We start from the raw sequence: 14150 nt of genomic DNA, 5'->3' as shown, positions 1-14150 counted from the left end.
CACCAGCACACGCAGATCGGAGGAGCTTCCTAATATAGCGGTCGTCATACGCAATCCCGCCCGTTACTGTCCAACCCATGCCAAGATGTTAACGCTATTTTCATCTCATGTTGCACCAACAATAAAGTCCCCAATCCTGAACCGGATCGGGGACTTTGCTTCTGCTCTGGCTTTTCAGCTAACGGCTAACTGCTATCCGCTGCTTCTCTGCTACTTCACGTCGTGCCACGTGGTGTGGACTTCCGTCTGCCCGGCCTTGATCGCCCGCAGCAGCGCGTCCTGGTCCACCGGGACGCTGAAGATACGCACGCCCGTCGCGTGGTAGATGCCATTGGCGATGGCGGGCATGGTGTTGATCGAGACGATCTCGCCCACGCCCTTCGCGCCAAACGGACCGTCGGCAGTCGGGTGCTCGACCATGCGTGAGACGATCTCCGGCGTGTGCTTGATGCTGGGCATCTTGTAGCGGGCCAGCAGCGTACTCCACGGCACACCATCTTCGACGATGAACTCTTCCGTCAGGCAGTTGCCCATGCCCATAGTGATGCCGCCCTCGACCTGCCCCTCCAGCATACGCGGGTTGATCGCGCGTCCCACGTCGTTCGCCGCGATAACCTTGATCACCTTCACCGCGCCGGTTTCCAGGTCCACCTCGACCAGCGCCGCCTGCGTCGCATAGGAGAACGCGAAGTGCATGTCGCCGCCCGTACCGAGCGGCTGTGTTTTGGGCGCGACGTACTGGAAGCGCACTTTCGCGTCCTGGCCCTGCTCGCGCATCCACTGCGCCACCTGCCCGATCTCCACGCCGGAGCCATTGTAGCGGATACAGCCGTCCTCAAAGCGCAGCTCGGAGGGCGGCACGCTCAAGCGCTCCGCCGCAACCGAGCGCAGCGCATCGCGCATGGTCGCCGCCGCGTGTCGCGCCGCGTTGCCGCTGACGTACGTCTGGCGCGAGGCGGTGGTCGGGCCACCATCCGGCGTCAGGTCCGTATCGGAGAGCAGCACGCGCACGCGTTCGACCGGCATCCCCAGTTCTTCCGCCGCGACCTGCGCCAAGACGATGCTGAGGCCCTGGCCCATATCGGCGGACGAGGTGCGTACCTCCGCGATGGAGTCCTCGAAAATCTCGACTTCCGCCGCCGCCGCGTCGTTCGCGCCGCCGCCCAGGCCGGTATTCTTGTACGCGCTGGCAACGCCCCAGCCGTACGCCTTGTTACCTTCGCGCCAGCCCCACTGGAAGCCTTCGGCGTTGCCGCCGCGCATGTCCTGGTTGATGTGATCGATCGTTTCCAGCAAACCGACGCTCTCGCGCAGCAGCTGACCGGTCGCGGTCGTCACGCCGACCTTCTGCGCGTTCTTGCGCCGGAACTCCAACGGATCCATGCCGATCGCTTCCGCCACAAGGTCGATGTTCTGCTCGACGGCGAACGCTGACTGCGTCACGCCAAAGCCACGGAACGCGCCCGACGGCGGGTTGTTGGTGTACATCACGTAGCAGTCGATCCGGGCGTTAGGCAGCACGTACGGCCCGGTCGCGTGCGTCGTGGCGCGCGTCATGACCTTGTCGGACAGGCTGGCATACGCGCCGCCGTCGCCGTACAACTCGGCCTGGACCGCAACCAGCGTACCGTCGCGCTTGGCCCCGGTCTTGATGCGGATGATCGTCGCGTGGCGCTTGGGGTGGAACAGCAGCGATTCCTGCCGCGTGTAGAGCATCTTCACCGGACGGCCCGTCGCCATCGTCAGCATGCCGACGTGAATCTGGCCCGCGATATCTTCCTTGCCGCCGAAGCCGCCGCCAATCAACGTGCCGCGCACGCGGATCTGGTCTTCGGGCAAGTTCAGCGCACGCGACGCCTGACGACGGTCGTCGTAGGGGATCTGCGAGCCGACGTAGATCGTCAGCTTCTTATGCTCGTCGTCGTACCCCGCCGGGACGCCAATCGCGCACTCCGGTTCCATGAACGCGTGCTCGATGGTCGGCGTGCGGTACTCGTTTTCGATGATCACATCCGCTTCCGCGAAGCCCTGCTCCACATCGCCGTGGCGCACCTTGATGTGCTTGAGCAGGTTCCCGCCCTCCCACTCCTCGTGGACGCGCGGCGCTTCGGGCGTGTTGGCATATTCGGGATCGGCCACCACGGGCAGCGGCTCGTACTCGACTTCGATCAGGGCCAGCGCCTCAGCCGCGATATCAGCCGTGTCCGCCGCGACAATCGCCACCGGATCGCCCATATAGCGCACCTTATCGGCGGCCAGCACGGGCCAGTCGGAATAAACGAGGCCGTGAATGTTCTCGCCGGGCACGTCTTCGTGCGTCAGCACGGCGCGCACGCCGGGCAGCGCCTTCGCCTTGCTGGTATCAATCGAGAGAATCCGCGCGTGCGGATAGCCCGCGCGCAGCGTGCGGGCGTACAACATGCCCTCGAAGGCATAATCGTCCGCGAACATGGCCGCGCCGGTCACCTTCGCCACGACCTCCTGCGCCGGGACAGGCTGGCCCACCGCGTTGAGCGGCTCGACCGTATTCACCCGCTTCCACGGATGCGCGCCCTCGCCGCGCAGGTCGCTGGCGGCGGAGTGAATCGCGTTGATCACGCTGACATACCCTGTGCAGCGGCACAGCGTATCCTTCAGCGCCACCTTGATGTCGTGGTCGCTCGGATCGGACTTGTCCTTCAACAGCGCGTAGGAGGTCATGATCAGGCCGGGCGTGCAGAAGCCGCACTGCACCGCACCATGATCGATAAACGCCTTCTGCAGCGGGTGCAGATCGCCGTTTTGCTTCAGTCCTTCGATGGTCAGGATCTCGGCGCCCTGCGCCTTGAACGCCGGATACATGCACGAATCGACCGGCACACCGTCCACCAGGACGGTGCAGATGCCACATTCGGCCTCTTCGCAGCCGATCTTCGTCCCGGTCAGGCCGAGATCCAGGCGCAGCAGTTGGGCCAGGGTACGCGACTCCGGCACGTCAAGATCATAAGGTTTGTCGTTTACAGTCAGCTTCAGTCGGCTCATGATCGTCCTTGTCTCTCCCTATTCCAACCCAACACCTTCGGGCACTGCTTCCCCGGTGCGCGCCCGCTGAGCAGCCAGCGGCAGCACGCGGCGAAGCAGCGTCTCAACCATCTCCACGCGATATTCCGCCGTGGCGCGGAACTTACTCGTGCGCGGATGCAGCGATTCGCGTGCCACCACAACAGCATGCTCGAATGAGTCCGGCGCAATCAGCGTGCCGCGCAGCGCCGCTTCGACGGCATCCGCACGCGTGGGCACGCGGTCCACCGGGCCGATGCAGATCCGCACATCCTCGATACGCTCCCCGGCATCATCCACTTTCATCCACACCGCGCAGCCCAGGATCGGCAGCGCGACGCCCTGCGGACGCATGATGCGCTTGAACGCGCTCGCCTCGCCCTTGCCCGCCAACGCAAAACGGAAGCCCAACAGTAGATCGCGGGTCGAATCGAGCAGCGACACACCGGGGCCGAGATACATTTCACGGATCGGGACCCAGCGCCGCTCACCTTGCTGCACAATTTCCGCATCTGCGTCCAGCGCGACCAGCGAGGTCGTGCCGTCTCCGGCGGGCAGCGCGTGCGCGACGTTGCCGCCAAGCGTGCCGACGTTGCGCACCTGCGGGCCACCCACCACACCGCAGCTTTCTACAAGGCACGTGGCCCGCGCCGTGATGGGATCTGAATGCACGATCTGCGTGTGGGTCACGCCTGCGCCCAGGTGGAGCGTATCACCCTCCTGGCGGATGTCGCTGAACCCTTGAATGCGGGTGACGTCGATCAGGGCTTCAGGCGGGGCAGTGTGCCCCTGGCGGATATCGAGCAGCAGGTCCGTGCCGCCCGCAATCACGCGTGCGCGACCTTCGTACTGCGCCAGCAGCGCCAACGCGTCATCGATCGATGAGGGGGTATAGTAATGATTCCACAGGCTCATGGCGGGTGCTTCCATCAAATATTGAATGTATCTTCGAGCGAGATGATGCGGCTGAAGGCACTTTTCGATGAGCGAGGATGCTCAACGCCGGTCCGCCACGCGGCGTCCACGACCCACAGCCGGGGAACTTATGCTTGTATTGTAACGGATTCTTTAAGAGCGATCAATCCGGGGCGGGTAACTCCCCCGCCCGGCTCATATTACAATTGTACACGATTACGCCGGTTTATCCCGACGCCGCAGCCGCATGCGCATCCGGGCGAACGCCCGCCATCATCATGCCCAGCGTCTCTACATCCGCATCAGCGCGATTCACGACACCGACGATCTCACCCTCGTAAATGACGGCGATACGATCCGACAGCGCCAGGATCTCGTCCAGGTCCTCGGAGATCAGCAGCGTCGCCGTGCCGCGTTCGCGCTCGTCCAGCAGGCAGTGGTGGATGTACTCCGTCGCGCCGATGTCCACGCCGCGCGTCGGTTGGGCCGCGATCAACACGCGCGGCTCGCGGCGCAGCTCGCGCGCCAGGATCACTTTCTGAATGTTGCCGCCCGACAGGCTCTTGATCGGTGTGTCGGAACTGGGCGTCTTGATATCGAAGCTCTTGATCAGGTCCGCACAGGTCCGCCCGATGGCACGCCCGTTGAGGAAGATGCTCATGGCGAACGGCTTCTGGCCGTGATCCTGAAGCACCATATTTTCGGCCACGGTGAAGTCGGTGATCACGCCGTCGAGCATACGCTCTTCGGGGATGTACGCCAACCCTTGTGCATTCAGCGTGCTGACCTTCGCGCCCAGGATATTGTGCCCATCGAGCAGTACCTTCCCGCTCGTCGCGTGGCGCAGGCCGAAGATCGTCTGCGCCAGTTCGCGCTGGCCGTTGCCGGAAACACCTGCCAATCCCAGGATCTCCCCGGCGCGCAGTTCCAACGAGATGTCACGCAGCGCGGGCGTTCCCTCATCGCTGAGCGCGGATACGTTTTCGACCTTCAAGCGTACTTCGCCCTGGCTCGTCGCGGGGCGCTCGTATTCCAGCACCACGTCGCGGCCCACCATCATGCGTGCCAGCGACTGTTTGGTGGCTTCCGCCGTAGGCACCGACCCGATCTGGTGGCCGTCGCGCAGCACCGTGACGCGGTTGCTGATCGACAGGACTTCGTGCAGCTTGTGCGAGATGAAGATCAACGCGTGACCATCGCGCGCCATTTGCCGCAGCGTGACGAACAAATCGTCCACTTCCTGCGGCGTCAGCACGGCGGTCGGCTCGTCCAGAATAAGCAGCGCCGCGCCGCGATAGAGCGCCTTAATGATCTCCACGCGCTGCTGCTCGCCCACGGCCAACTGCCACACCGGGCGATGCGGATCGACATGCAAGCCGTACGCATCGGCCAGTTCGGTGATGCGCGCCGCCACGCGATCCAGATCCAGCAGCGGCCCGCGTGACGACTTGAGGCCCAACGCCACGTTTTCGGTAACCGTCAGCGAGGGGACCAGCATAAAATGCTGGTGGATCATACCGATCCCGCGTGAAATGGCATTGGCGGGTGAATGAAAAACGACCGACTCGCCGTTCAGGCGGATATGACCTTCATCCGGCTGATACAGCCCGTAAAGAATTTTCATTAAGGTACTTTTGCCCGCGCCGTTCTCACCGAGCAGCGCGTGAACCTCCCCTGAGCGCACGTCAAAATCCACGTGATCGGCGGCGAGCACGCCCGGAAACCGCTTGACAATGCCCTGCATCTCCATGTGGGCGATGCGGGAGTGGCCGGTAGGGAGGAGGCTCGTAGAGGCTGGCATAGTGATTTATCCGTGTAATAAAAATAACCGGTCTTGAGATTACACCAGGGGCGCGGCAGCCGCGCCCCTGGTGTATGAACGTAAAACGTTAACTGGCCGCCTCAGTTGCTTCGGCGGTCGCTTCCATCATCGGCTCGCCCATTTCGACGCTGAGCGTGCCTTCTTCGTCCACGGAGAAGGTGATCGCGCCGCTAACGATCTGGTCGATGGTGTCTTCCGCCGCCGCCATCACGTCTTCGGGCAGTTCGTAATCTTCATTGAACGTAATGACTTCGCCACCATTTTCGAGGGTGATAGCGAAGGCTTCGCCGCCCATCTGGCCTTCCTGAATCTTGGCGATCATTTCGTCCAGCACCACGGTCCAGTCGTAGACCTGATTGGCCACGACGGTGTCGGGGGCCAGCGAGGTCTGGTCAGCCTGCGTGCCGAACCACAGCGCGCCCGCTTCCTGGGCCTTGCCGATCGCGCCCGGAACCATCTGCGCCGTACCGGTCAGCACGTCCGCGCCGTCAGCCAGCATCGTTTCCGCTGCCGCAGCCGCCAGCGACAGGTCGCTGAAGGACTGGATGTAGTTGACTTCCAGGGTCGCGTCGGGGTTCACCGACAGCACGCCCGCCTTGAAGCCATCGACGTACAGCTTGGCGTCGCCGGTTTCAATCGGGCCAACCACGCCGATCGTGCCGCTTTCGCTGAGCATGGCGGCCATCACGCCGTTCACGTAGCCGCCCTCTTCGGCGCGGGCTTCGTAGGCGAAGATGTTGTCGATGCCCTGATCGACGAACGTATCAACGGTGGTGCCCCAGGCAAACGCCGTGTCGGGGAAGTCCGGCGCGATTTCCTGAAGCGACGAGCCGTACTGCGACCCGTGCGCGATCACCAGATCGTAACCCTGGCTGGCGTAGTCGCGGATCGCGGTCGCGGCGTCATCGATCACGAACATATTCTCGGAATACACGAACTGGAAGGCATCTTCGCCGCCCATTTCTTCCTGGACGGCTACCAGCGCGTCGTACATGCTCTGGCTGAAGGCAAGGTCGTTGATCGTGGACGGCATCACCACGGCGACCTTGAACGGCTCATCTTGCGCGCTGATACTCAAAACGGGAACAGCCAAAGCGACGATCAAAATAAGCGACAGCAGTAATCTCTTGTTCATGTGGATCTTCGCCTCCTAGACGTGGTCATTAAGCGAACTCGCTTCAAGCCAGCCGGTAGATTCCAGCCAGCCAGGAAACCCGAAGAACAGTCCAGAGATCGACGCCGCGCTTACCCTCCGCGCTCGAACACCTTTCCCAACGCGGCAGGCTGATCGACGCGACGCGACGCGAATACCAGCGCCAAAATAGTCAATAAATAGGGAGCCATCGACGCGTATTCGGCGGGAATGTCGATACCCTTGGTGCGCACCCACAATTGCAGCGCGTTCACCGTGCTGAACAGCAGCGCCCCGGCCATGACACCGAAGGGCCGCCAGCTTCCGAAATACACCAACGCGACGGCGATGAAGCCCTGCCCCGCCGTCATGTTCTGCTGGAAGACGTTCAACTGCGCGATCGACAGCGACGCGCCCGCCACCGCCGCCAGCATGCCGCCCAACATCACGGTCGTGTAGCGCACGCGGGTAACGTTGATACCCATCGCGTCCGCCGCCTCGGGGTTCTGGCCCACGGCGCGGATCTGCAATCCGAACGTGGTGCGGTTGATCACGAACCATGCCGCCGGAACCAGCGCAAACGCGATGTACACCAGCAAATTCTGCTGGAAGAAGATCTCGCCAATCACCGGGATATCGGACAACAGCGGGATATTGATGCGCGAGAAGGCTTTGATCGGGACGCGCTCGCCTTCAAACGCGATCTGGTACAGCAGCTCGCTCAGGCCCAGCCCGAACATGAAAATGCCGATACCGCTGATCCCCTGCTCGGCTTTCAGCGTAACGTTGATGAACGCCGTCAGCAGGCCCATCAACAGCCCAACCAGCATCGCCACCAGCACGCCCATCAGCAGGCTGTTCCCTGTTTCGTACGTCGCCCAATAGGCCGAGAACGCGCCCATGAGCATGACGCCCTCGACGCCCAGGTTATACACGCCGCTGCGCTGCCCGAAGGTCTCGCCAATCGCGGCATAGAGATACGGCGTCGCCAGCCGGATGCCCGATCCGGCAATACCAATCAGCACACTCGCAGTAAACAGGTCGCTAATCATTTCGCGGGCTCCGCTTCCACAGAGGTCTGGCGTGCGGGCGGCGTCGCTTCTGAGGAGGTCACCGTCACGCGGCGGCGCGCCCGGCGGCGCGTCCAGATTTCACTGCCAACCACGAAGAGCAGCACGATGCCGTTCAGGGTCGTTACAAACGCCGAGGGAACCTGCGTCGTGCGCTGAAGCTGGTTCGCGCCCACGAGCAGCGCGCCGAACAAAATCGACGCCGGGACCGCCCCAATGGGGTGCAGCTTTCCAAACAGCGCCGCGACGATGCCGTTGAACCCCGCGCTGCCGGTAAAACCGGACGCGGATCCGTCGGTGATCATGCGGTGGCTCACGCCGAGGACCTGGGTGATGCCCGCCAGCCCGGCGAACCCGCCGCTGAGCAGCAGCGACAGGATGATGTAGCGTTTGACGTTGATGCCCGCGTAACGCGAGGCGCGCGGATTCTTCCCCACGGCGCGGATGCGATAGCCCAGGGTGGTCCGCCACAGAAGGATGTAGGCCAATACCGCCAGCACCACCGCGATCACGACGCCCAGGTGCAGGCGGGTCGGCATCCAGAGGCGCGGCAGGTCGGTCGCGCGCGAAAGGCGAGCCGTCTGCGGAATACGCGACGCCAACTGCGCCTGCGAGGGGTCGATCAGCGTATTATTAAGCAGGTAGTTCATGGTGTAGATGGCGATCTGGTTGAGCATGACCGTGCTGAGGATCTCGTTGACGTTAAAGTACGCCTTGAGCGCCCCGGCCAGCGCACCCCACAGCGCCCCGCCGATGAACCCGACGAAGAGCGACAGCGGGATGATCACGATCGACGGCGCATCAGGCAGTTGCAGCGCCAGCGCCGTGCCCATCAGCGCGCCGATCACCATCTGGCCTTCGCCACCGATGTTGATCACCCCGGCGCGAAAGCTGATGCAGATGCCGATGCCAACCAGCAGCAGCGGCGTCGCCTTCACTAATGTTTCGGCAAACGCATTTTTTGTTCCGAACGCGCCTTCATAAAGAGCTTTATACGCATCTATCGGATTGACATCGAGGAGAACCAGAACAACGGCACCAACAATCAGAGCAGATAACGCGGCCAAAAGGGGCATTAAAGTTTCAAGCAGACGGTCGAGACGGGGGGATCTTAAAAACTTTACTAGCATAAGCGCCTCATCAGCGTGGCAAGGACGAAGGCCTCTGGTGGGATGGGTATCCGCCCGGCGAGGCCAGTAGCTGGAAGGATGGGATCATCTTAGCATATGTAGAAAGGTCGGGCAAACCATTTGTGATGAATGTCCGAATTACTCGTGCAAACCGCACAACCGCTGCTTGTCTCAACGCGAGATATCTCCGGCAATCAGCCCAGTTTCTCGGCTAAATCTCCTTGCCGGGAGCCATCTCAGTATTGTGTTAGAAATTGACCGGTTAAGGACAAAAAGCACTAAAATCTTTCAACAAATCCATGCATCAGGAGAACAACAAGCCGCATGAATCCCGGAAGATGGCGAGGACTCAGCAGCAATGAGGGGGAGCGTGTCAGCCTGACGTGGCCGCTCGTCAAACGCGTGCTGAGATATGGAAAACCGTACCGGAAGAAGCTGCTCGGCCTGCTGGTTACGATTCTGCTGACAACAGTGATCGGGCTGGCACGGCCCCTCATTTTCCGCGATCTGATCGACAACGCCCTGCCCAATGAGGACCTGGGGCGCTTGAATGTCCTGGCGGTCAGCCTGTTGGTGATCGCACTGGTGGGCGGTGTGAATCAGGTATTCCAGCGCAAATGGAACGCCGGCGTGGGCGAAGGCGTGATCTACGATTTGCGCGTGGATCTCTACCGTCACCTGCAGCGTATGTCGATCCGGTTCTACACCAATACCAAAACCGGCGAGCTGATGAGCCGCCTGAACAACGATGTGGTCGAGGCGCAGCGCGCGATCTCGCAAACCACGGTCGAGATCCTGTCGAACCTGCTGCAAACGATCGCCATTCTGGCGGTGATGTTCACGCTCGAATGGCGGCTGACGGCGCTCGGCATTCTGATCGTGCCGCTGTTTGTGCCGCTCTCGCGGAAGTCCAGCCTCATGCTGCGCAAGGTCATCCGCGACGGTATGTCCTTCAACGCGGCCATGAACGCCATGATGAACGAGACGCTGAATATCGGCGGCGTGCTGCTGGTCAAGCTGTTCGGGCGCAAGGAAACCGAAACGGACCGGTTCCGCGCCCGCGCGGCGGATGTGCGCGACGTCGGCGTGCGGCGTGCTGTGGTGATGACACAGTTCTACGTGTTGATGAGTCTGCTGGCGGCGGTGGGCACGGCGCTGGTCTACTGGCTGGGCGGTTATTTCGTGCTGAAAGGCGTGTTTACGATCGGCACGATCGTCGCCTTCAGCGCCTACCTCACGCAGCTTTACGGGCTGCTGCACTCGCTTTCTAGCGCACCGGTTGAGATCGCCACGTCGCTGGTCAGCTTCGAGCGCGTATTCGAGGTGCTCGATCTGCCGCTGGACATTCAGGAAAAGGCCGACGCGCACGTCCTGGCCGACGTCCAGGGCGAAGTCGAGTTCGATGACGTCTCGTTCGCCTACACCGCCAGCGAAGCCAGCCTGCTCAGCAGCGTGAAGCGCTACGGCCAGGACTCCATCGAAGCGGTGCTTTCCGGCAGTCCGAATGGCAAAAGCAAAAAGCCCGCCGCCAATGGAACCGCCAAAACCGCAGCGAACGAGGAAGGCACGGGATACAGTCAGGCGCGCGAGATGGCGCTGGACGATGTGTCGTTCCACATCCAGCCCGGCCAACTGGTCGCGCTGGTCGGCCCAAGCGGAGCAGGCAAAACGACCCTCACCTACCTGATCCCGCGCCTGTACGATCCCGACCGGGGCAGCATCCGCATCGATGGGTGGGATCTGCGCGACGTGACGCTCGATTCGCTCGCGGCGCAGATCGGCACCGTGACGCAGGAAACGCACCTGTTCCACGACACGATCCGCACCAATCTGGTATACGCCAAGCTTGACGCGGCCCAGGACGAGATCGAAGCGGCCTGCCGCGCGGCAAACATCCACGACTTCATCGTGGGCCTGCCCAACGGCTATGATACGGTCGTCGGGGAACGCGGCTACCGGTTGAGCGGCGGTGAAAAACAGCGCATCGCCATCGCCCGCGTCATCCTGAAAGATCCGCGCATCCTGGTGCTGGACGAAGCGACCAGCCACCTGGACAGCCAGTCCGAAGCGCTGATTCAGGATGCGCTGAAGACGGTCATGGCCGGGCGTACCAGCATCGTGATTGCGCACCGTCTGAGCACCATTCTGGCCGCCGACAAGATCCTGGTCATGGATCGAGGCCGCATCGTCGAGCAGGGCACGCACGAGGAACTGTTGGCGCTCGGCGGGCTGTACGATCAGCTTTACGAGACGCAGTTCAGCCGCGAGCTGATGCACCACGAGCAGGCGATCGACGAACCGGTCGAAGGCTGATCGCCGCACGGCTCAATCCGGGCAAACGAAAACTGCCGGAGCAAAAAACGCTCCGGCAGTTTTTTGACTCACGAGACAGCCCACTACTTGCCGTCTTTACCGATCTTCCTGTCGATCATCTCCAGCAGTTCGTCGGCGGCTTTCTCCACGGCGGGGTGGTGATTCTGCGCGGCGCGCTGTTTGGCCGCGATCACACCGTCGCGGTGAACCTTCGAGAAATCGCCGTACGGGAAAGAATAGTGTCCCTTGTTGTCATCGTCCTCGCCGGGTACGAGGCCCAGATACCATTCCCCGTATTCTTTCATGTCGTGCTTCTCGATGAACGAATTTTCCTTGCTGGCGGAAGGCTGCGCCTCGCTCCAATCCGATTCCTTGTCGATTTTCCCATCACGGATCAACTGCCTGGCGTGCTTCACCGCCGCGTCGTTTACTTCCACTCGATCGGCCATTGTTACCTCCTGCTCCACAGTACGTCTCTTATCCAGACCCTAGCAAAGCCACGCTGTTTTGTCGCGTCGCACGCCACTAGCAGACCGCCAACGCGCACGGTACACTGGCGTGCAAGCGCTTACTTCCACCTGGGGAATCCGCCGTGCTCGACTCCGCGCGCCCGCCTCACACCCTGCGCGCTCGCCTCAAAGGGCTGGCGAAGCTCTCACGCTGGCAGGAGCATCTCCTGTTCACCCTGCCCGCTACACTGGCGGGCGCGGCGATGGCCGTTCACCACACGACCGGTGTGACGCTCGACGCGCGCCTAGCAGCGGTCACGGCGGCAAACATCCTGGCCGTCGCAGTCGCGTTCATGGTCAATGACGTGGAAGACGCTCCCGACGACGCCCGCGACGCTCACCGGGCCGCGCGTAACCCGGTCACGTCCGGCGAAGTCACCGTGCGCAACGGCTGGATCGCGTCAGGGCTGCTCGCAGCAGCGGCGCTGCTGCTCTACGCCGCGACCAGCGCCGCTGCATTCTGGACAGGCGCGGCCACCCTTTCGCTGGCCTTCCTCTACTCATGGCGTGTCGTGCGGCTCAAGGCGCTGCCCGTCGTGGACGTGCTCTCGCACGCGCTGATGCTCAGTGCGCTGCTGTTTCTGGCGGGGTATTTCACGTACGACAGTACGCCGGGCCGCGTGTGGTGGGTTGCGGTTGGCGTGGGGCTGATTTCAGCCTACGGGCAGCTTTATAACCAGGCGCGCGACTTCGACATGGATCGCGCCGCCGGGCTGCACAACACCGCCAGTCTGGCCGGGCGGCGCGGCACGCAGGGACTGATGTACGCGGCGCTGAGCGCGGCGGGGGTCTGCCTGCTGGCAACGGTGATCCTGGGCCTGTGGCCGCTGTGGCTGGCGCTCGTGCCGCTGGTCATGCTGCCGCTGCTGTGGACCTTCCGCCCGCGCACCGACATGCGCGGCACGGAAGCCATCGACCTGAGCGGGCGCATCCAGTGGAACTTCTTCATTATCGCCACGGTCACGGCGATTGTGTGGCTGATCGTCGAGTGGATCGGCTGATCGATTTGGAAGCCGCGCCTCACGCTCGCTAGACTTAGTAGAGAACCCTTATCCGGGGTCAGGTCGCTTCTGAGGATCTTTATGCTCGACAAACCCGGCATTGAGGACGAAAAAATCGCCGCCTGCTTGAGGGCAAGCTACGGCCTGACCGTCACCGAGCTTACGTTTCTGCCGCTGGGATACGATTCCGCCGCCGGGGTATATCGCGTACGGGCCGGGCAGCAGGATTATTTTCTCAAGGTCAGAAGCGAGCCTGCCAGCCGGTTGAGCGTCCTGCTGCCGCATTACCTTCACGCCCAGGGGATGGCTCACCTCATCGCGCCGATCCTGACCGGCGCCGGGGCGCCGTGGGGAACGGTCGATCGCTTTACGCTGATTCTGTATCCGTTCATCAACGGCGCGAATGCCTGGAACACCGGGCTGGCAGACATGCAGTGGATCGCGTTAGGCGAGGCTTTGAAAGCGCTGCATGCGACGCAGCTTCCGCCCGACCTGCGAGCCGACATGCCGCGCGAGTCGTTCATTCCCCATCCCAAGTGGATGGCAATTATCAAGTCGCTGCACGCGACGATCGGGAACCGCGTTTATGACAACGCCTTCGAGCGGCAGCTTGCGGTGTTCTGGCAGGATCATGCCGACGAGATCGGCACGATTATCGAGCAAACGGAACGGTTGAGTCACCGGCTGCAGCAGAGCGCGCCGGACCGGGTGCTGTGTCACGCCGACATCCATACGGCCAACGTTCTGATTGACGCGCAAGGGCAGTTATTCATCGTCGATTGGGACGAAGCAATCCTGGCCCCCAAAGAACGCGACCTGATGTTTGTGACCGTCGGCGGCTTTGTGACCGAGGAACGCATCGAGTCACTGTTCTTTCAGGGGTATGGCAAAACGCAGATCGATCCGCTGGTGATGGCGTACTACCGGTTTGAGCGGTCGATGGAGGATTTGGCCGCGTTTGCAGAGCGCGTGTTTGCCGCCGACGCCAGCGACGCCGTGAAACAGGATTCAGTGGAGTGGTTCAAGCGGCAGTTCGCGCCAGGTGGCTTGATTGAAGCAGCGTACAACCTGGAACACCTGCTGACCTGACGAATTGTGCTCTCGGTGCATCGATTTCGCGGGCGACTTGGAATAGGAAGGGCTGCGCAGCGACAATCATTTTATAGTCTTATGCGGAAAACTCGTTCAGATTTTTTCCAACTGGACTGAATAATACACA

General features: G+C 62.2%; 10 protein-coding genes. 3 read left to right on the top strand and 7 right to left on the bottom strand.

The genetic code is table 11. From position 1 onward, the window contains the following. Window positions 1–210: 210 nt before the first annotated feature. The 6 genes from V7116_RS05445 to V7116_RS05420 form a co-directional block, all read right to left on the bottom strand. A complete protein-coding gene (locus tag V7116_RS05445) occupies window positions 211–3021 on the bottom strand; it encodes a molybdopterin-dependent oxidoreductase (protein WP_324390878.1) in 2811 nt (936 codons plus the stop codon). Between the two features lie 18 nt (window positions 3022–3039). After that, window positions 3040–3954 (bottom strand): FAD binding domain-containing protein, encoded by a 915-nt coding sequence (locus V7116_RS05440; RefSeq protein WP_324390877.1) that lies wholly within the window; start codon window positions 3952–3954, stop codon window positions 3040–3042. A gap of 226 nt (window positions 3955–4180) precedes the next feature. Next, complete coding sequence (locus tag V7116_RS05435; protein ID WP_324390876.1) at window positions 4181–5755, bottom strand: ABC transporter ATP-binding protein; 1575 nt, start codon at window positions 5753–5755, stop codon at window positions 4181–4183. A gap of 88 nt (window positions 5756–5843) precedes the next feature. Further along, complete coding sequence (locus V7116_RS05430; protein ID WP_324390875.1) at window positions 5844–6911, bottom strand: BMP family lipoprotein; 1068 nt, start codon at window positions 6909–6911, stop codon at window positions 5844–5846. 110 nt (window positions 6912–7021) lie between these two features. Further along, on the bottom strand, window positions 7022–7960 hold the full coding sequence (locus V7116_RS05425; protein WP_324390874.1) for an ABC transporter permease: 939 nt from the start codon (window positions 7958–7960) through the stop codon (window positions 7022–7024). Next, window positions 7957–8916, bottom strand: a complete 960-nt coding sequence (locus V7116_RS05420) for an ABC transporter permease (protein WP_324390873.1) — start codon at window positions 8914–8916, stop codon at window positions 7957–7959. The genes V7116_RS05425 and V7116_RS05420 overlap by 4 nt, the downstream gene beginning before the upstream one ends. Window positions 8917–9432: 516 nt before the next feature. Here V7116_RS05420 and V7116_RS05415 point away from each other — a divergent pair. Beyond that, window positions 9433–11421: an ABC transporter ATP-binding protein gene (locus V7116_RS05415; RefSeq protein ID WP_324390872.1), complete on the top strand. Its 1989-nt coding sequence runs from the start codon at window positions 9433–9435 to the stop codon at window positions 11419–11421. A gap of 83 nt (window positions 11422–11504) precedes the next feature. Here V7116_RS05415 and V7116_RS05410 read toward each other — a convergent pair whose 3' ends face one another. Beyond that, window positions 11505–11870: a hypothetical protein gene (locus tag V7116_RS05410; RefSeq protein WP_324390871.1), complete on the bottom strand. Its 366-nt coding sequence runs from the start codon at window positions 11868–11870 to the stop codon at window positions 11505–11507. A 143-nt stretch (window positions 11871–12013) separates the two neighbouring features. On the opposite strand from V7116_RS05410, the gene V7116_RS05405 reads away from it, so the two are divergent. Next, on the top strand, window positions 12014–12931 hold the full coding sequence (locus V7116_RS05405) for a UbiA family prenyltransferase (RefSeq protein ID WP_324390870.1): 918 nt from the start codon (window positions 12014–12016) through the stop codon (window positions 12929–12931). Window positions 12932–13012: 81 nt separating this feature from the next. After that, entirely contained in the window at window positions 13013–14020 is a 1008-nt protein-coding gene (locus tag V7116_RS05400) for an aminoglycoside phosphotransferase family protein (protein ID WP_324390869.1), read from the top strand. The last annotated feature ends 130 nt before the right edge of the window (window positions 14021–14150 follow it).

Origin of the sequence: Aggregatilinea sp. (assembly GCF_036822615.1) — a bacterium.
In the GTDB taxonomy this organism is placed as follows: Bacteria; Chloroflexota; Anaerolineae; order Aggregatilineales; family Aggregatilineaceae; genus Aggregatilinea.
Note: the sequence above shows the minus strand (reverse complement) of the source record. Positions and strands in the feature narration are given on the sequence as shown.